Origin of the sequence: Microbacterium paulum (assembly GCF_015707995.1) — a bacterium.
In the GTDB taxonomy this organism is placed as follows: domain Bacteria; phylum Actinomycetota; class Actinomycetes; order Actinomycetales; family Microbacteriaceae; genus Microbacterium; species Microbacterium paulum.
In genome coordinates, this window is sequence record NZ_JAAGRY010000015.1 from 34,539 (window position 1) to 53,578 (window position 19,040).

Below are 19,040 nucleotides of genomic sequence, written 5' to 3' on the forward strand. Positions count from 1 at the left end.
GTCAGACTCCTCCGACGACAACGGATGCCGGCGCAGCGGCGGCAGAAACAACGGCAGACGCGACAGAAGCGGATGCCGCGGACCCGGCCGCGGCGAGCACGCGCAGCCCCCACGCCACCCGCAGCTGGAACGTGAGGAACGCGACCAGCTGAGAGAGCGACACGATGTCGTCGGCCGACCACCCGGCTTCCACGAGGGCCTGCAGGGCCTCTGCCCGCGCCTCGCGGGGGCGGAAGACGAGCAGGTGCGCGTGCGCGAGCGCCGTGGCGAGCCGTTCGCCGAGAGCGGCGGATGCCTCGGCATCCGGCGTCCAGCGCAGCCCCTCGACCGACTCGCCGGCGAGGGCCGGCTCGCGATACAGACCGTACGGGCCCGACGTGGCACTCGCCGCGGCAGCCGCGGCGACCGGAGCGACGAGCGCGGGCTCTTCGTCGCCGAGCAGGTCGCCGTAGAAGGCGGTCGCGGTGTCGAAGGCGTGGAGCTGCGCGACGTAGGCGGCGACGGCGTAGCGCTCGGCGAGCGGGAAGGTGCCGGGGGCGGCGGGTTCGAGCAGCGCCTCGAAGCTGCGCTGCGCGTTCTCGCGCGCCTGCGGGCGCTCGTCGCGCACGGCGGCGAGCGCGACGCCGCGCTCGCCGCCGGAGGTCAGGCCGGCGAGCAGGTCGATGATGTCGGCGGATGCGGTGGTCATGCGTTCTCTCCCGAGGGGGTGGCGGAGCCGGCGTGGGCGCCGGCGAGCGGAAGGTGAGCACGGCGCAGCGCTTCGGCCGCGTCGGGACCGGTGGCGAAGCCCAGGCGCGGCGCGACCTCGTCGCCGAGTAGCTGCAGCGAGCGCAGCGTCAGCTCGTGGGTCGCGGCGATCGAGTGCACCTGGAACGACACGTCGGTCGCGGCGTGCAGCGTCTCGTCGGCGGCGAGCGAGGCAACGACCTCGTCGACCGTGCCGACGTGGGTGTCGGTGATGCGCACGAGCTCGTCGATCGAAAGACCGTCGGTGTCGAGCCCGAACATCGAGCGGGCGAGGTCGCGCAGGCCCGCGTCGGCCAGTTCGAGCGCGCGCGTGCGGTTCTCGGGATCGACGACGAGGGCGGTCCGCGACGCCAGCACGCGCACCGGGGCGCCGTCCGGCAGCGCCGCGCGGTAGGCGTCGATGATCGGCAGCTGCAACTCGTGCAGGGGTGCGCCCGGGGCATCCGCCGGCCTCGGCTGCGTGCGCGAGAGCAGCAGCCCGTCGCCGCGCTCACCCGCCCGCCGGCCGCCGTCGGCCGAGAACGTCGCCTGCCAGATGCGCTCGCCGAGGTCGCCCGCGGCCGGGTAGATCTGCGAGGCGGTGCCGCGGATGCCACGACCGCCCAGCGCATCGAGCAGCACCTCGAAGTGCTCGGCGAAGATCTCGCGCCGACGGTCCGACTCACGCCCGAACGCCGTGAACGACGACGGCGTGCCGCCCGTCGCGAGGCCGAGCTGCACCCGCCCGCCGCTCAGCTGATCGAGCACGACGGCGTCTTCGGCGACCCGCAGCGGGTCGTCGATCGGCAGCGTGACCACTCCCGTGGCCAGCGCGATGCGCGACGTGCGCTCGGCCGCCGCGGCGAGCAGCACGAACGGCGACGGCAGGCCGCCCTCATGCTCGCCGAAGTGGTGCTGCGCGACCCACGCCGAGGCGAAGCCACTGCGCTCGGCCTGCTCGATCTGCTCGAGCGCGAAGCGGTAGCGGTCGGCGGCGGGCGCGTCTTCGAGCAGGCGGGTGAAGAACCCGAGTCGGGGGCCGGTCATGCGTGCACCTCTTCTGATGAGCGTTCGGGGTCGGGGGTCGCGCCGCCGCGTCCGGCAGCGTCGCCGCGCAGCGACGCCCCCGGGATCGCGGCGAGCAGCTGGCGCGTGTAGGCGTGCTGGGGGCGCTCGAACACGGCCTGCGCCGTGCCGTATTCGACCTGGCGTCCGCGCTGCAGCACCGACACCGTGTCGGAGATCTGCCGCACCACGGCGAGATCGTGCGAGATGAACACGTACGTGAGGCCCAGCTCTTCTTGCAGCCGGGCGAGCAGCCGCAGGATCTGCGCCTGCACGGTCACGTCGAGCGCCGAGACGGCCTCGTCGAGCACGACGAGTTCGGGTTCGACGATGAGCGCCCGCGCGATCGCGACCCGCTGGCGCTGCCCGCCGGAGAGTTCACGCGGATGCCTCGACGCGATCTCGGGCGCGAGCGAGACCAGTTCGAGGTGGTGCGCGACCCTGTCGGCCCGGTCGGCGCGCGTGCCGACCCCGAAGTTCCGGAGCGGCTCGGCGAGGATGTCGGCGATGCGCTGACGTGGATCGAGCGAGGCGTACGGGTTCTGGTACACGAGCTGCGTGTGGCGGTGCAGCCGTCGCCGCTCGGCCGCCGAGCGCAGCGCCGTGACGTCGGTCTCACCCACCCGGATCGTGCCGCTCGTCGGCCGGTTGAACCCGGCGATCGAGCGCCCCGTGGTCGTCTTTCCCGACCCCGACTCGCCGACGAGGGCGTGCGTCGTGCCGCGCGCGACCGTGAACGACACGTCGTCGACGGCGAGCAATGGAGAACGGCCGGGGCGCCGGAACTCCTGCGTGAGTGCCGTGACCTCGACGAGCGCGTCGGTGCGGGCTGTGGATGCCGAGGCATCCGGCGCCACGCGCTCGACGACCCGGGCGAGCGAGGGCGCGTCGGCGAGCAGTGTGCGGGTGTAGTCGGAGGCGGGGGCGGCGAGCACGGCGCGCGTCGCCCCCTGCTCTTGCACGAGTCCCCCGCGCATGACGACGATCTGGTCGGAGCGGTCGGCCGCGACGGCGAGATCGTGGGTGATGAACAGGATGCCGGTGCCCGACTCGGCCCGCAGGTCGTCGAGCAGGTCGAGCACGGTGCGCTGCACCGTGACGTCGAGGGCGCTCGTGGGTTCGTCGGCGATGATCAGCTCGGGTTCGAGCGCGAGCGCGGCGGCGATCAGCACCCGCTGGCGCATCCCGCCCGACAGCTCGTGCGGATACTGCCGGGCGCGCGCCTCGGGGTCGTCGATCCCCACGCGCTCCAGCAGATCGATGACCCGCGCCTGGATCTTGGCGCTGCTCTTCCAGCCGTGGATGCGCAGCGATTCGCCGACGCTCCACCCGATCGTGGCGACGGGGTTGAGCGAGTTGCCGGGGTCTTGCGGGATGAGCGCGATGCAACGGCCGCGCAGGTGCCGCCAGCGCCGCTCCGGCAGTCCGACGAGATCGGTGAGGCCGTCGGTGCGCTCGTTCAGGCGGATGCTGCCCGACGAGACGTGCCCGTTCGAGGCGAGCAGGCCGATGACCGACTGGGCGACCGTGGTCTTGCCCGACCCCGATTCGCCGACGAGCGCTGTGACAGCACCCGCCTCGACGTCGAACGAGACGCCGCGGACGGCGTCGACCGGGCCGCTGCGGGTGCGGTACTGCACCGCGAGGTCGCGGATCGACAGCAGTGGTGCGCGCGTGGTGTCGCTCACGAGGCATCCCCTCCCCGCAGCGCCTGGCTGAGGCGGTTGGTGGCGAGCACGACCAGGACGACGACGATACCCGGGAGCACCGTCAGCCACCACGCGGTCGCGACGTAGTTGCGACCCTCGGCGATGAGCAGGCCCCACTCGGGGGTCGGCGGCGGGGCGCCGTAGCCGAGAAAGCCGAGGGTCGAGATCTGCAGAATGGCCGAGCCGAACTGCAGCGCGGCGAGCGCGATGACGGGGGTGAGCGAATTGGGCAGGATGTGCCGCCACAGCACGCCGAAGAACGTGCCGCCCGAGCCGTACGCCGCCTCGACGAAATCGGTGACGCGCACGCTCACCACGCGGGAGCGCGCGAGGCGGGCGAACACCGCGATCGAGGTGACACCGACGGCGATCGCCGCGCTCGTCGTGCCGAAGCCGAGGAGGATCACGACGCTCAGCGACAGCAGCAGCGCGGGGATTGCGAGCAGCACGTCGACGACGCGCATGAGCACCTCGTCGACCGCGCCGCCGAGCGCTCCGGCCGCGAGCCCGATCGCGGTACCGACGATGAGGCCGACGAGTACCGCGACGAGGGCCCCGATGATCGACTGCGACGCCCCGTAGACGACGCGGGCGTAGAGGTCGCGGCCCGTGGCATCCGTGCCGAACCAGTGCTCGGCGCTCGGCGCCTGCAACGACGGCGCGACCGTCTCGGTCGGGCTCTGCCCGGTGAACAGCGCTGGAAAGAGCGCCCACGCGAGGGCGAGCACGATGACCAGCACCGGCACGATGAAGCCGAGGCGACCGAGCGCGCGGCCCGCGCGACCTTCGCGACCCGGTCGACCCGAGCGCGCACCGTCGCTGGCTCCGGTCTGGGCGCCGGCGCCGGGCTGAGCGCCGGACGCGCGGGCGGGCGTCGTCAGGCGGGCGGAGGCGTCGGGGGCGGCAAGGGTCATCGCGGGTCTCCGTCTGAGAGGCCGGCGGTGACGACCGCGGCCAGGTCGGGCTGGGTGGCGGGCACGTCGCCGTCGAGTTCAGACGCCGAGGTCAGCTCGCTGGCCACGGTCGTGGGGGCATTCCCGCGCGCCCGGCCGGGGCCCCGCAGCCGCGCGTCGAGCACGGGGTAGAGCAGGTCGACGATCAGATTGATCACGACGAAGGCGACCGTCGAGATCACGACGACGGCCAGGAGCACCGGGGTGTCGCGGTTGGCGACGGCCTGCGCGGTGAGCTGGCCGATGCCGGCGCGCGCGAACACCGTCTCGGTCACGACGGCGCCGCCGACGAGCTCACCGAACAGCAGCCCCGCCATCGTGAGGGTCGGGAGCATCGCGTTCCGGGCGACGTTTCTCCACAGCAACCACGAGGTCGAGGCGCCACGGGCGCGCACGACGGTCACGAACGGCTGCTCGCGCACCTCGTCGATCGAGCGCATCAGCACCTGGGCGAGGGGAGCGGCGATCGGGATCGCGAGGGTGATCACGGGCAGGATCAGCGCCTGCACCGGATCGGCGCCGATCACCGGCACCCAGCCGAGGCGGAACGAGAAGATCTGGATGAGGATGATGCCGATCCAGAACACCGGCAGCGAGACGAACAGCGGCGGGATGCCACGGAACACCCGGCGCAGCGGCTGTGTGGCGCCGTAGGTGGCGGTGAAGGCGATCGTCACGGCGAGGAGCACCGCGAGCATGAGCCCGAGCACCGCGAGGGTGAGGGTCGGCGGCAGCGCCGTCGCGATCAGGTCCGACACCGACGCACCGCTCGCGACCGAGTAGCCGAAGTCGCCGGTGAGGAACCCGGCGATCGAGCGCGCGTACTGCACGATCAGGGGCTGGTCGGCGCCGAGCGACTCGCGGATCGCCTGGATCTGCTCAGGGGTGAGACCGAGCTCGGGGCTCGCGTAGCGCGCGATGATCGCGTCGCCCGGCAGCGCCGCCAGCAGAAGATAGGCCGCCGTGTAGGCCAGGACGAGCACGAGGATCGCCTGGCCCACACGACGGAGGACGTACGCCATGAAGGGTCAGCCCACCAGCCAGGTCGAGTAGAACGAGGGACGTCCGACCGACTCGGTCTCGAAACCGTGCACCTTCGAGGTGAGGCCGAACACCTGCGGCTCTTCGAAGATCGGCAGGATGTAGGCGTTCTCGGCCAGGTACCTCTGCGACGCCTCGGAGGCCGCCTGACGCTCGTCGGTCGTCGGCTCGGAGGCGATCGCGAGCAGCAGCGTGTCGAGCTCGGGGTCGCCGATGGTCTGGTCGGCCGGGTTGAGGTTCAGCAGCGTATTGCGGTTCTTCGAGTAGTACTGCGACTTCAGCACGTCGAAGTCAGCGCGGCCGACCATCGAGTGGTACACCTGGATCGTCGACTGGTCGGTCGAGGCCTTCGTCTGTGCGGCCATGTCGCCGGCGAACAGCGACACCTCGATGCCGAGCTTGCCCAGCTGCTCCTGGATCAGCGTCACGACCTCTTTCGACCGCGGCTGCGGCAGTGCCTCGTTGAAGGTGAGCGACAGCTTCTCGCCGTCTTTCTGGCGCGTGCCGTCGCTGCCGAGCGTCCAACCGGCCTCGTCGAGCAGCTTCGCGGCCTTGTCGGGGTCGTACGTGTAGTACTCGGAGGTGTCGACGTAGCCGAGCGCAGTCTTGGCGAGCGCACCGGTCGCGAGCGGGTAGTTGGCGGTGAAGAGCGTGTCGACGATCTGCTGCCGGTCGATACCCGCGATGATCGCCTGGCGCACGCGCACGTCTTCGAGGCGGGGTTCGCGGAAGCGGAAACTCAGCCCGTTGTTGACGCCGTTCGTGGCGGCGGCGTGCAGCGACAGGCCGGATGCCGCGAACTGCGCCTCGTCGGGAGCGGGGATGTTCCGGGCGATGTCGGCCTGGCCGGCGACGACGGTGCCCACGCGCACGCTGTTCTCGGCCGCGACGACGTAGTCGACGCCGTCGAGGTAGGCCGCGCCCTGGTGCTTGAGCGATGCCGGTGCCCAGTCGTAGTCCTTGCGCGCGGTGACCGAGGTCTTCGTGCCGATCTCTTCGCCCGAGATCACGAACGGGCCGCTGCCGATGATGTCGGTCGCGTTGCCGGGGCCGAAGCCTTCGCTCGCGCGGTCGAGCGTGGCATCCGACAGCAGGCCCGAGTTGATCGTCGAGACCGCCTGGGCGAATCCGGGCGAGGGGGCGGTGAAGTGGAAGACCACCGTGTCGTCGTCGACGACCTCGCCGTGGTCGTAGTTGTTGATCGCCTCAGAGACGGGCAGGGCCCGGTCTTTGTCGCCCTTGCCGTAGAGGTCGATGTTCTTCACGACGTTCGCCGCGGTGAGCGGGGTGCCGTCGGAGTAGGTGACCCCCTGGCGCAGATCGAAGGTGTACTCGGTGGCGTCGTCGTTGACCGTGTAGTCGGTCGCGATCCACGGTTCGAGTTCGAGCGTCTCGGGGTTCTGGTAGAGCAGGCGGTCGGTGATGTTGTTCACGAGACCCCCGTTCGGGTAGAAGCCGGCCGACGGCGGATACAGCGTCGTCCAGGTCTGCGGCTCGAGATAGGTGAGCGTGCCGCCCTGCTGCGGCGCGGCGTCGGACTCAGAGGCGGCGGGTGTGCCGGCGCCCGAGGCGCAGCCGGTGATGAGGGCGAGGGCGGCGAGGGCGAATGCCCCCGCGAGCGCCGTGCGGGTGAAGCGGGACATGGGTGTCTCCTGGACTGCGCGGCCCTTGCGGGCGCGCGCTGCGGTGTGCGGGATGCCTCAGCCCACCACGCGCTCCACCCGGGCACCAGCCGGAGGTCACCGTTCGTTACGGTGCGTCACGGAACGTCACAAACCGCCGCGCCGGGGCGCGCGTCAGACCCGGGCGAGGAGGGCGACCGGGTAGCGGTCGAGCAGCGTCGCGAGCGGCACGAGACCACCGCTGACCTCGGCGCCGGTCAGTTCGTCGCGCCAGTCGCCGGTGGGCACGAGCACCGCGGTGTCGCCCCAGCCGCCGCGCGCGGCAAGACCCACGGGCAGGCGCGTCGCGACGGCGATCACGCCGCCGCGGTCGAACGCGAGCGCGTGCTCGCGTGCCGCACCGACCACCGGCAGCGGGGCGTAGCGCGCGAACAGCTCGGGCCGGTCGCGGCGCAGCCGCAGCGCCCGGGTCACGAGCAGCAGCTTGGCCGCACCCGTGTCGTCGACCTCAGGCATCCACCCTTCGTCGATGCGGGCGAGGAGGGCGCGGCGCACGTCGATGTCGACGAGCCGGCGGTTGTCGGGGTCGACGAGCGAGTGGTCCCAGAGCTCGGTGCCCTGGTACACGTCGGGCACGCCGGGGCCGGCGAGCTGCAGCAGCTTCGCGGCGAGACCGTTCGAGCGGCCGGGGGCCGCGATCTCGGCGACGAAGCGTTCCACGAGGGGGCGGGCGTGGCCCACCGCGGCGTCGACGAGGCCGCGCACGCGGGCCTCGAACGAGGCATCCGGGTCTTCCCACGTCGTGCCGACCCCGCCTTCGCGGGCGGCCTTCTCGGCGTAGGCGTGCAGGCGGTCGCCGAGGTCGGCGCCCGGCACCCACGCGCCGACGACGGCCTGCCACAGCAGGTTGTCGAGCGGTCCGTCACCGGTCGACGCGGCGGCGCGCAGTTCGCCGAGCACGGCGGCCCAGCGCTCGGGGAGCTCGGCGAGCACCGCGAGGCGCGCACGGGTGTCTTCGGAGCGCTTGGTGTCGTGCGTCGTCAGGGCGGTGAGGGCGTGCGGCCACGCCGCCTGCCGGCGCGCGAACGCCTCGTGCAGATCGGCGACCGTGGCGGCGAAGTGCGCGGGATCGCCGCCGACCTCGGTCAGCGAGGTGAGACGGCTGTAGCGGTAGAACGCGCGGTCTTCGACGCCCTTGGCCATGACCGGCCCGGTCGTCTGCATGAACCGGCGAGAGAACTCGGTGCCCGCCTCGGCGGCGAGCGGTGCGAGCGCGGCGATCGCGTCGGAGAGGTCGGGGCGACGGGTGGATGCCTCGGTCGCGGCGTGCGCGACGTGCTCGGTCCCTGCGGGCAGATACGCGCGGTAGACCGGGAAGGCGGCGAGCAATGCGGCGAGCGCGTCGCGCGCGACCGCGTCGCCGAGCTGCGCGCGGACGGACTCCGGGAGGGTGCGCACCAGCCGGCCCACTTCGGCGGCCTGCGAGGTGTCGGCGATCTCGCGCTTGGTCGTCGCGATGAGCTCGGCCCAGGCCTGCGGCGCCCCACGCAGCGCCGTGTCGAGGTCGGTGAGGGGCGCCTCGCCGGCCGGGTCGATGAGCACGCGGTCGATCTCGCCGAGCGCGTCGTACCCGGTCGTGCCGTCGGTGGTCCACCAGCCCGGCAGCTGCTCGCCCGGCTCGAGGATCTTCTCGATCGCGAGGTAGGGGCGGCGCGCCGGGGCGCCCGGTGCAAGGTCGGCGCCGGGGGCAACGCCGGCGGCGGCGCCCTCGGCGGCGGCGCGCGTCGCCTCGGCGGCGAGGCGGTCGAGGTAGCCGCCAGGGTCGGCGAGGCCGTCGGGGTGGTCGATGCGCAGGCCGTCGACGAGCCCCTCGCGCACCCACCGCAGCACCTCGGTGTGGCTCGCGTCGAACACGTCGGGCAGCTCCACCCGCACCCCGGCGAGCGAGGTCACGGTGAAAAAGCGCCGGTAGTTCAGCACCTCGGCGTCGCGACGCCAGAACGCGAGCGTCCAATGCTGGCGCGCGAGCACATCGCGCACGCCCGCCGCATCGCTCGTCACGTGCAGCGGCTCGGTGCCCGGCGCGAGCGGCAGCACCAGGTCGTAATACCGGGCCGTGCCGAACGCGTCGAGGTCGACCGCGGCCGCGGCATCCGTCTCACCCTCGAACGGGGCGCCGGCCGGAGCGACGGTCACTTCGCCCGCGGCGATCACCTCGTCGAGCTCGGCGCCGAGCACCGGGAGCACGACGCGACCGTCGCCGTGGTCCCAGTCGATGTCGAATGACTCGGCATGGCGCGAGGCGCGGCCGAAGGTGAGCACGTCCCACCACCACGGGTTCTGCATCGGCGCGGCGACACCCTGGTGGTTCGGCACGATGTCGACCAGCGTGCCGAGGCCTGCCGCGCGGGCCGCGGCCGAGAACCGGGCCAGGCCCTCGGGGCCGCCGCGCGAGGCATCCACGCGGGTGGGATCGACGACGTCGTAGCCGTGGTCCGACCCCTCGGTCGCCTGCAGGATCGGCGACAGGTACGCCCAGTCGACGCCGAGGTCGCGCAGGTACGGCACGACGTCCGCCGCGGCATCCAGGTCGAACTCCGCGCGCACCTGCAGGCGATAGGTCGATGCGGGCGCACTCTTCCGTCGAGGGCTCACGGGGATCAGTGGGCCAGTTCGGCTTGCGGGGCGGGAGCGGGAACGATGTCGATGGGCGTTGTCAGCGCCGTGAGCGAGGCGGCGACCGAGTGGTCGACCTCAGGCACGTCCGGTTCGTGCTCACACAGCACCATGAGCGATCGCGCTGCGACGTCAACCACGTCGCCGCCGCGCAGTGGCGCCTTGTCCGTGCGCTGACCCGCCGTGTCGACGAGCACTTCCCATTCGGGGCTGAACTCCGCCTTCGGGATCGTGAACTGCACGTCGTCGTCGCCGGCGTTGAACAGCACGAAGAAGTGCTGATCGTGGATCTCCTGGCCCCGCCGATCCCGCTCGCGGATGCCGTCGCCGTTCAAGAACACCCCGATCGCGCGCCCGAAGCCCGACTCCCAGTCATCCGGCTGCATCTCGGTGCCGTCGGGCCGCAGCCACGCGATGTCGGGGACGGGCGCCCCCGCCTCGCGGTGCACCGGCCGCCCGTTGAAGAAGCGGCTGCGCCGGAACGTCGGGTGCTCGCGGCGCAGGCGGGCCAGGGCGGCGGTGAACTCGATGAGCGGCTGGTCGATGTGCTCCCAGTCGACCCACGTGATCTCGTTGTCCTGCGCGTAGCCGTTGTTGTTGCCGCCCTGCGTGCGGCCGAGTTCGTCGCCGTGCGCGATCATCGGGACGCCCTGGCTGAGCAGCAGCGTCGCGAGGAAGTTCCGCTGCTGGCGGGCGCGCAGCGCGAGCACGCCCTGGTCGTCGGTCGGGCCTTCGACACCGCAGTTCCACGAGCGGTTGTGCGATTCGCCGTCGTTGTTGTCTTCGCCGTTGGCCTCGTTGTGCTTCTCGTTGTACGACACGAGGTCGCGCAGCGTGAAGCCGTCGTGGGCGGTGACGAAGTTGATGGATGCCACGGGCCGCCGCCCGTCGTGCTCGTAGAGATCGGCCGACCCGGTCAGCCGCGACGCGAACTCACCGAGGGTCGAGGGCTCGCCGCGCCAGAAGTCGCGCACGGTGTCGCGGTACTTGCCGTTCCACTCCGTCCACTGCGGGGGGAAGTTGCCCACCTGGTAGCCGCCGGGGCCGAGGTCCCACGGCTCGGCGATGAGCTTCACCTGGCTGATCACCGGGTCCTGCTGCACGATCTCGAAGAAGGCGGCGAGGCGATCGACCTCGTAGAACTCGCGGGCGAGGGTGGCCGCGAGGTCGAACCGGAAGCCGTCGACGTGCATCTCGAGCACCCAGTACCGCAGCGAGTCCATGATGAGCTGCAGCGTGTGCGGGTTGCCGACGTTCATGCTGTTGCCCGTGCCGGTGTAGTCCGTGTAATAGCGCTTGTCGGTCTCGTCGAGGCGGTAGTAGGCCTCGTTGTCGATGCCGCGCATCGACAGGGTCGGGCCCAGGTGGTTGCCTTCGGCGGTGTGGTTGTACACGACGTCGAGGATGACCTCGATGCCTGCCGCGTGCAGAGCCCGCACCATCCCCTTGAACTCCTGCACCTGCTGGCCCAGCTGGCCGGCCGAGGAGTAGGTGTTCTGCGGTGCGAGGAAGGCGATCGTGTTGTAGCCCCAGTAGTTCGACAGCCCTTTCTCCTGCAGCGTCGAGTCGTTGACGAACTGGTGCACCGGCATGAGCTCGATCGCCGTCACGCCGATCCGCTTGAGGTGCTCGATGATGACCGGATGCGCGATCGCGCTGTACGTCCCGCGGATCTCCTCCGGAATGTCCGGATGCCGCTCGGTGAGGCCCTTCACGTGCGCCTCGTAGATGACGCTCTCGGCGTAGGGCGTCTTCGGCTGCCGGTCACCCGCCCAGTCGAAGAACGGGTTGATCACGACGCCCTTCATCATCGCCTTCGCGGAGTCGTCGTCGTTGCGCGAGTCGGGATCGCCGAAGTCGTAGCCGAACACCGACTGGCCCCACTCGACCTGGCCATCGACGGCCTTGGCGTACGGGTCGAGCAGCAGCTTGTGCGGGTTGAACCGCTGCCCGTTCTCGGGATCGTTGGGCCCGTACACGCGGTAGCCGTAGCGCTGCCCGGGCTGCACGGTCGGCAGGTACGCGTGCCAGACGTGCGCGTCGACATCGCGCAGCTCGACGCGGGTCTCCTTCCCGCGGTCGCCGAACAGGCACAGCTCGACTTTCTCGGCGCGTTCGCTGAACAGCGCGAAGTTCGTGCCGCCGCCATCGAAGGTCGCCCCGAGGGGGTACGCGGATCCTGGCCAAACCTGCATGTGCATCTCCCCTGGCCTTCGTCGGTTGTGACGCCCTCAGCCTAGGGTCTGGATGTGTCCGGGAGATATCGCCTCCGCGGGCTGGACGCCGCCGCTCCGACGCGCTATACGCGACGCGGCGGTGCAGGTCAGCGCAGCGCGAGTTGCTCGTCGAGGTAGTCGGCGAGGGGGCGCGGGGCGCCCGTCGCACTCCAGCGCACGAGCACGGTGCCGCCTGGCGCTCCCCCGGCGATCGAGAGCGGGCCGGATGCCTCGCCATGGCGGAGCGCCTCGAGGTCGAGCCGCACGGCACCGAGGTGCACGACCTCACCGTCGGCGAAGCCACCGCGCGCGGCGGCCGCGGCGCGCTCCGACCTTTCACGCTGCGCCTGCGCGGTGTAGCCGCGCGGTGCTTCGGTGCGGGCGCGCAGCACCTCGCCGGTGGCGTAGACCTCGGCATCCGCGATCAGGAGCACCCCGACGTGCCACGCCTCGCCCACCGGCACGATCCGCGGCGCGCGCCCGAACCCGAGCAGCTTGCGCGCCTGCGCCCAATCGCCGAGCCGCTCACGGGGGGCTCCGGCGAGCCGGCGCCGCGCGTCGTCGAGCAGCGCGTCGAGCGCGGGGCTCGGCGCGCTCGACGGGTTCGACGCCCCGGAGTCGCCCGCCGTCACCGCGGGCCGGGCCGCACGCTCAGGTCGCTGATCACGGCATCGCGCGGCAGGTCGAGCGCCGTCATGATCGCGGTCGCCACCGACGCGGGGTCGATCCAGCGGTCGGCGTCGTACGCAGCGCCCTCCTGCTCGTGCACCTTCTCTTGCATGGGCGTCGCGGTGCGCCCGGGATACACCGTGGTCACCCGCACCCCGTGCGGCCCCTCTTCGCCGCGGAGCGCATCGGCGAGCGCCTTCAAGCCGTGTTTGGATGCCGCGTATGCCGCCCAGCCCGGATGCGCGTTCAGTCCCGCACCCGAGTTGACGAACAGCACGTGTCCGCGCGCCGCGCGGACGCGCGGCAGCAGCAGACGGGTGAGCTCTGCCGGAGCGACGAGGTTGACGGTGAGCTGGCTCGTCCAGGCATCCCGCGGCAGATCGGCGACCGCGCCGAGCTCGACGATGCCGGCGCCGTGCACGATGCCGTCGATCTCGGCGGGAAGGTCGGCCTCATCGATCGCCGCGGCGAGCGCGGACGGGTCGGCGAGGTCGGCGACGACGGCGGCCGATCCGGGGAAGGCGGCGATGAGTTCAGCGGCGCGGCGCGCGCTGCGGGCGAGCACGATCAGGGCGTCGCCGCGCGCGTGCAACCGCTCGGCGACGAGGCGGCCGATCCCCGAGCCGGCGCCCGTGATGACGTACGTGGACATGGCATCCATCCTCGCACCGCGGCACCGCCGAGGCCTCGGCGCCGCCGCTGGTCAGACGCCGCCGGTCAGATGCCGCCGTCGATCGAGCGCACGAAATCACCCGGCTCGTCGGGCACCATCACGGGGGTGCTGCGGTTGAGCGAGCGCCCCGAGAAGAACGGCTTCGAGCGCGGGAAGAGGTACCAGACGAACATCAGCACGACGCCGACCAGCAGCGCGCCGATCCCGACGACGAACGTGCCGCCGATGCCGAACAGCGTCGTGTAGCCGTAGTCGACGTCGTACATGTCGATCGCCGACTGCACGAACGCGAAGGTCAGCATGAGCGCGCCCAGCAGCGGGAAGATGCCCTTGAACCACAGATCCCGGGCCGACCGGCCGAGATCGCGCCGGTAGTACCAGACGCACGCGAACCCGGTGATGGCGTAGTAGAACGCGATCGCGAGACCGAGGGAGAGGATCGAGTCCTGCAGGATGTTGTCGCTGATCAGCGTCATGCCGACGTAGTAGCAGATCGCCACGACGCCCCCGACGATCGTCGAGAACGACGGCGTCTTGTACACCGGGTGGACGATCTTGAACCGGGCCGGCAACGCCCGGTAGACCCCCATCGCGAGCGTGCCGCGCGCGGTGGGCAGGATGGTCGTCTGGGTCGACGAGACCGCCGAGATGAGCACCGCGACCACCAGAAGCCATCCCCACGGACCGAGCAGTCCGTCTTTGATCGCGAGGAAGAAGTCATCGGCGTTCGCCTCGTTCGACAGTCCCGTGCCCGTGTCGCCGAGACCGGCGTACATCATCGCCGAGATCGTCACCGCGACGTACGTGAACAGCAGGATCACGGTCGTCAGCAGGGCCGCGCGGCCGGGTGTGCGCTTCGGGTCTTTCGTCTCTTCGTTGAGGGCGAGGCACGTGTCCCACCCCCAGTAGATGAACAGGGCCAGCAGCACCGCCTCGGTGAACCCGTGGAAGTCGGTGAAGGCGAACGGGTTGAGCCACTCCCACGAGAACGGCGTCGGATCGGGCGCCGTGCCCGTGAAGTAGCCGGTGAGCGAGACCACGACGAAGATCGCGAGCACGAGGTACTGCACCGCGAGCAGCACGTTCTGAATGCGCTCGCCGATCTCGACGCCCCGCCAGCTCACCCACGTCATCGCCGCGATGAAGGCGACGGCGACCAGCACGATGCGCCAGTCGTCGTTCTCCAACTCGAGACCGAAGAGGTCCCAGAAATACACCGACGCGATCTGCGCGAGGTTCGCGAGCACGACCATCCCCGCTACGGCGACGCCCCAGCCGCCCATCCAGCCCACCCACGGGCCGAACGCCTTCGTGCCCCACGTGAAGGTCGTGCCGCAGTCGGGCATCTCGTTGTTCAGCTCGCGGTACGCGAACGCGATGAACAGCATCGGCACGAACGCGATGATGAACGCGATCGGCGCCTGTGCTCCCACGGCGAGCACGACGAAGCCGAGAGTCGCCACGAGCGAATACACCGGAGCGGTGGATGCCAGGCCGATGACGGTCGACCCCCACAGGCCCAGCGTGCCGGTGGCGAGTCCCTTGCCCTCGCCGCGGTCGAGGTGGATCGGGGTGGTGGAGCCGAAATCGCTCATGCGAGCCTCCTGCGTCGACGGTCGGTGACGATCGGGTGGCGATCGGGTTGACGTGAGAGTAGCGGCATCGCGCGCGTCGCGGTTCTGGCCGCGGCGGCGAATGTGCGGCGCACGCTGGCCGCGATGTCCATCGAGCCGAATCTGTCGTCGTGTTTCAGTGTCTGCCGAAAGTTCACGATGACTCCCTTGCGCTCAGCGCCCCGAACGGGAACGGCTGAGAGCGGCGGTCCCGATGCGCGGACCGCAGTCCGATCCAGAATCGAGGAACCACATGTCTGAGAACGTCGTTGTGCTCACTTTTCCCACCCGGGAAGCGACGTACGAGGCGCTGACCGCCTTCCGCAACGCGTCGGGCGACTACGGCCTGCAATCGGCGGCGCTGGTCGAGCGTGACGCGTCGGGCGCCGTGAACGTCACCGACGGCGGCGACGACAAGGGCGGCACGGCCACGATCGGCGGCTCGCTGGTCGGCATGCTCGTGGGCGCCCTCGGCGGCCCGGTCGGTCTGCTGCTCGGCCTGTCGTTCCGCACGCTCGGCGGCGCCCTGGTCGACGGCTCGCGCCTCGACAAGGGCGACGACGTGCTGTCGCAGTTCGCCGGCACGGTCCCCCCGGGAACCAACGCGATCATCGCCGAGACGGTCGAAGAGGACACCTCGATCCTCGATAACGCCGTCGCGCAGCGCGGCGGTGTCGTCGTGCGCTGGACGCTCGACGAGGTGCTCGACGCGCTGGACGCGCAGCAGGATGCCGCTGAAGAGGCCTCGCACGCCGCTCACAATGCCCTGCGCGAGGAGCGCCACGAAGAGCACAAGCGTCGCGTGAGGAGCGCCTCGAGAAGCTCAAGGCGAAGTTCCACCACGACAAGTAAGTCGTGACGTGTCGGAGGGTCAGCCCACCGGGTGGGCGCGCACACCTGAGGTCAGGTTCACGCCGTTGACATCCAGGTAGAGCTGGCCCTCCGTCACCGACAGTGTGACGGTGTTGCGTCGCTCGACCGCTTCCGCGACGCTCTGCACGAACCCCGGGTCGAAGCTGTGCAGCACGATGTTCTCGGCGTCGTGGATCTTCTTGCCCGACCACTGCGGCACGACCCGCGCCGGATCACGGTGCGTGTAGATCGCGACGTGCCCGGTGAGCTTGCTGCCGTAGTGCAGCCGCTCGGCATCGGGCGATCCGACCTCGATCCACGCGGTCTGGCGCCCCGTCGCGTCGCGCACGAGCACGGCCGGCTCGTTGGTCGCGGCGACGCCCTCGCTGAACGCGATGCCCTCGGTGTATTCGAGGCAGTAGGCGAGCAGCCGCGTGACCATGAACTCCGCCGTCTCGGACGGGTGCTGCGCGAGGCGCAGCGTGAGATCTTCGTATACGCCGCGGTCGAGATCGGCCAGCTGCACGTCGAAGGTATGCATCACTACGCCGATCGCCATGCTGCGAGCCTACGCGGATAGTCTGGAGCAGCCCCCTTCCGAAGGCAGTGCCCGTGACGACAGCGACCGACACCCTCCGCACCGATGCGATCGCGCAGTATCGCGTTCTCGGCGAAGAGACCGATCCCGGTCTCGAAGCCCTCGCCCGTCTCGCGGCGACGGTGTGCGCGACGTCTGCAGCCGCGGTCAACCTCATCGACGACCGCCTTCAGCACACGGTCGCGGTCGTCGGCATCCAGCCCGGCGTCTGCAGCCGCGACGACTCGATGTGCGCGGTGGTCTTCGAGGACGGTCAGACCGTGGTCGTCGACGATGCCCGCGCCGACGCGCGATTCGCCGACAACCCGTTCGTCACGGGACCACTCGGGCACGTCCGCTTTTACGCCTCGAGCCCGCTGATCACACCCGACGGTGTCGCGATCGGCACTCTCTGCGTCTTCGACGACGACGTCGCCGAGCTCAACGCGACCCAAGCCGAGGGACTCGAGCTTCTCGCCCGCCAGGCGGTCGACGTGCTCGAGCTACGTCGCCACTCCCACGAACTCGTGCGCTCCAACGATCAGCTCACGCAATTCGCGGCGCGCATCAGCCACGACCTGCGGAACCCCCTGACGGCCATCGCGGGCCAGATCGAACTGGCCGCCGACGCCCTCGCCGCCGATGACACCGAGGGGGCGACCCGGTCGCTGAGCCACGCCGAGGCCGCCGCGGGGCGGATGGACGGCATGATCACGAGCCTGCTCGCGTTCGCGCGACTGGGCGGCGCGCGCCCGCAGCGAGCGGCGGTTCGGCTGTCAGACATCGTCGCCGACGCCCTGGACGACCTCGAGAGCGCCATCGAGGGCACGCACGCCGTCGTCACCGTCGATGCGCCGAGCGACGGGCTCGTCTCCGGAGACCCGGCGCTCCTGCGCGTGCTCGTGCAGAATCTCGTGGCCAACGCGGTCAAGTTCACTCAGGCGGCAGGGGTCTCCCCCGTCATCGATATCGCCGCACGCCCTTCCGGCGATGCGTGGACGATCACGATCGACGACAACGGCCCGGGCGTCGCACCCGAGCTGCGTGAGCGGGCGTTTTCGCTGCTCGATCGCGGGAATGCGGGCGACGTGCCCGGCCTGGGACTGGGGCTCGCCACCAGCCGCCTCATCGTCGGCGCCCACGACGGTCGCATCGTGCTCGACGACTCACCCCTCGGCGGGGCACGGGTGCGGGTGACCCTGCCGAGCGCACCCGTACTCACGCCGTGAGCACGCCAGACACCCCGCGCCACCGCGGAACCTACGCGAAGGGCGTGGCGCGGCGGCAGGAGATCCTCGACCGGGCGATCGAGGTGTTCGCCCAGCGGGGCGGCAGCCGCACGAGCCTGCGCGCGATCGCGCAAGAGGTCGGGGTCACCCACGCGGCGCTCACCCACTACTTCGGCTCGCTCGACGAGCTGCTCGTCGCGGTCTACCGCGACGGATCAGAGCGCCCCCGCGAGGCAGAGGCCCCCGAGCGCCCGGGCGATCCGCCGCCCGCCGAGGCCGATCGCACCAGCCCCGCCGAGATGATGCGCGGCTCCGCCGCCGCGAACCGCGAGATCCCGGGCATGGTGCAGCTGTATTCGACGCTCGTGTCGTCGGCCCTCGACGGCACCCACCCCGCGGCGCACGACTTCGTCACCGAACGCTTCGCACGCCTGCGCAGCGAGCTCGGCGAGCGGGTGCGTGCGCTGCAGGCATCCGGTGCTCTGCGCGCCGACGTGCCACCCGACCTCGTCGCGGCCCTCGTGATCGCCGCGTCGGACGGCCTGCAGACCCAGTGGCTGCTCGACGGCGACGTCGACCACGAGGCCGCACTCGCCCTGCTCGACCGGCTGCTCGCCCCGCCCCACCCCTGATCCCCTGGTCGCCACCCCCGGGGGCGGGGGTTGTCCCCTTCGGGGCGGGGGTTGTCCCACAAGTGGCTGCTTCACGCCCCTGAAAACGACCACAAGTGGGACATGCTCCACGGGGGCCGGCTCAGACGAACCGCACGACCGACTGCAGGCGGGTGCGCACGTCGAACAGCTCGTTGCCGCCGATGTCGCGTGCTCCGGTGAGCCCGCGCCGCAGCACGGTCGACAGCGCCGAGCGCCGCACGACCGCGACCGGCAGGCCGCGCACCTTGCCGATCTCGTCGATCGCGGTCGCCACGTCGTCGTCGGGCAGCACCGCGATCACCCCGCTGAAGCGCACCCGCGCGGCGCGCGCGACGGCGCGAGTCGCCGCCACGAGGTCGCCCACGGGCGACCCCGGCACCCCGTCGCCGATCAGTTCGCCGCGGCGCACCCGCACCGCTCCGCCGAAGTCTTCGCTGAGCACCGCGTAGAGGCCGCTCGGCCCGAGCACGATGTGATCGAGCTTGAGATCCGGATCCCGCGGGTCGGCCGCGACGTCGTGCCACACCGTGTAGCCCATGCCGAGGTCGGCGACGATGCGCGCCGTCGCCTCTTCGGCGAGCGCGTCGGCCAGCAGCCGCTTGAGCTCGCGCGGTGCCGTGCGCACGAGCGCCGGATCGTACGGGTCGGCGAGCTCCGCGCCGCGCCCCACCCATTCGCGCATGAGGGTCAGGTAGCGCTCCCGGCGCCAGCCGCCGGGCTGGCCGAACGACCGGGCCCGCGGCCGGGTGTCGGCGGGGCGGTGCGG

General features: G+C 71.3%; 16 protein-coding genes. 3 read left to right on the forward strand and 13 right to left on the reverse strand.

Features of this window, described 5'->3' with window-relative positions; genetic code table 11:
* Nucleotide 1: 1 nt before the first annotated feature.
* The 11 genes from G3N18_RS05465 to G3N18_RS05515 all read right to left on the reverse strand — a co-directional run bounded on the left by G3N18_RS05465 (nucleotide 2) and on the right by G3N18_RS05515 (nucleotide 14,945).
* Nucleotides 2–688 (reverse strand): CMD domain protein, encoded by a 687-nt coding sequence (locus G3N18_RS05465; RefSeq protein ID WP_196383291.1) that lies wholly within the window; start codon nucleotides 686–688, stop codon nucleotides 2–4.
* Nucleotides 685–1,773, reverse strand: coding sequence for a putative FMN-dependent luciferase-like monooxygenase (locus G3N18_RS05470; RefSeq protein WP_196383292.1), 1,089 nt, complete (start codon nucleotides 1,771–1,773; stop codon nucleotides 685–687). Before G3N18_RS05470 ends, G3N18_RS05465 begins: the two co-directional genes overlap by 4 nt.
* On the reverse strand, nucleotides 1,770–3,479 hold the full coding sequence (locus tag G3N18_RS05475; protein WP_196383293.1) for a dipeptide ABC transporter ATP-binding protein: 1,710 nt from the start codon (nucleotides 3,477–3,479) through the stop codon (nucleotides 1,770–1,772). The genes G3N18_RS05470 and G3N18_RS05475 overlap by 4 nt, the downstream gene beginning before the upstream one ends.
* Entirely contained in the window at nucleotides 3,476–4,414 is a 939-nt protein-coding gene (locus tag G3N18_RS05480) for an ABC transporter permease (RefSeq protein ID WP_230403911.1), read from the reverse strand. Before G3N18_RS05480 ends, G3N18_RS05475 begins: the two co-directional genes overlap by 4 nt.
* The gene (locus tag G3N18_RS05485; RefSeq protein ID WP_230403913.1) at nucleotides 4,411–5,475 is read right to left on the reverse strand and encodes an ABC transporter permease; all 1,065 of its coding nucleotides are present in this window, start codon (nucleotides 5,473–5,475) and stop codon (nucleotides 4,411–4,413) included. The genes G3N18_RS05480 and G3N18_RS05485 overlap by 4 nt, the downstream gene beginning before the upstream one ends.
* A gap of 6 nt (nucleotides 5,476–5,481) precedes the next feature.
* Nucleotides 5,482–7,137, reverse strand: coding sequence for a TIGR04028 family ABC transporter substrate-binding protein (locus G3N18_RS05490; protein WP_196383294.1), 1,656 nt, complete (start codon nucleotides 7,135–7,137; stop codon nucleotides 5,482–5,484).
* 153 nt (nucleotides 7,138–7,290) lie between these two features.
* The gene (gene treY / locus G3N18_RS05495) at nucleotides 7,291–9,771 is read right to left on the reverse strand and encodes a malto-oligosyltrehalose synthase (protein WP_196383295.1); all 2,481 of its coding nucleotides are present in this window, start codon (nucleotides 9,769–9,771) and stop codon (nucleotides 7,291–7,293) included.
* A gap of 5 nt (nucleotides 9,772–9,776) precedes the next feature.
* Nucleotides 9,777–11,987, reverse strand: a complete 2,211-nt coding sequence (glgX, locus tag G3N18_RS05500) for a glycogen debranching protein GlgX (protein WP_196383307.1) — start codon at nucleotides 11,985–11,987, stop codon at nucleotides 9,777–9,779.
* 128 nt (nucleotides 11,988–12,115) lie between these two features.
* On the reverse strand, nucleotides 12,116–12,640 hold the full coding sequence (locus G3N18_RS05505; RefSeq protein ID WP_314855713.1) for a glutaminase: 525 nt from the start codon (nucleotides 12,638–12,640) through the stop codon (nucleotides 12,116–12,118).
* Entirely contained in the window at nucleotides 12,637–13,329 is a 693-nt protein-coding gene (locus G3N18_RS05510; protein WP_196383296.1) for an SDR family oxidoreductase, read from the reverse strand. Before G3N18_RS05510 ends, G3N18_RS05505 begins: the two co-directional genes overlap by 4 nt.
* Nucleotides 13,330–13,394: 65 nt before the next feature.
* On the reverse strand, nucleotides 13,395–14,945 hold the full coding sequence (locus G3N18_RS05515) for an APC family permease (protein WP_196383297.1): 1,551 nt from the start codon (nucleotides 14,943–14,945) through the stop codon (nucleotides 13,395–13,397).
* A gap of 271 nt (nucleotides 14,946–15,216) precedes the next feature.
* Here G3N18_RS05515 and G3N18_RS05525 point away from each other — a divergent pair, with 271 nt between their 5' ends.
* Nucleotides 15,217–15,822, forward strand: coding sequence for a DUF1269 domain-containing protein (locus G3N18_RS05525; protein WP_196383299.1), 606 nt, complete (start codon nucleotides 15,217–15,219; stop codon nucleotides 15,820–15,822).
* 12 nt (nucleotides 15,823–15,834) lie between these two features.
* On the opposite strand, the gene G3N18_RS05530 is transcribed toward G3N18_RS05525, so the two are convergent.
* Complete coding sequence (locus G3N18_RS05530) at nucleotides 15,835–16,374, reverse strand: YaeQ family protein (RefSeq protein WP_196383300.1); 540 nt, start codon at nucleotides 16,372–16,374, stop codon at nucleotides 15,835–15,837.
* A gap of 53 nt (nucleotides 16,375–16,427) precedes the next feature.
* On the opposite strand from G3N18_RS05530, the gene G3N18_RS16450 reads away from it, so the two are divergent.
* On the forward strand, nucleotides 16,428–17,621 hold the full coding sequence (locus G3N18_RS16450; RefSeq protein ID WP_338038303.1) for a sensor histidine kinase: 1,194 nt from the start codon (nucleotides 16,428–16,430) through the stop codon (nucleotides 17,619–17,621).
* A complete protein-coding gene (locus G3N18_RS05540) occupies nucleotides 17,618–18,253 on the forward strand; it encodes a TetR/AcrR family transcriptional regulator (RefSeq protein ID WP_196383302.1) in 636 nt (211 codons plus the stop codon). The genes G3N18_RS16450 and G3N18_RS05540 overlap by 4 nt, the downstream gene beginning before the upstream one ends.
* Before the next feature lie 121 nt (nucleotides 18,254–18,374).
* Here G3N18_RS05540 and G3N18_RS05545 read toward each other — a convergent pair.
* Nucleotides 18,375–19,040 (reverse strand): nuclease-related domain-containing protein (locus tag G3N18_RS05545; RefSeq protein WP_196383303.1); only part of this gene is annotated, 666 nt, incomplete at its 5' end.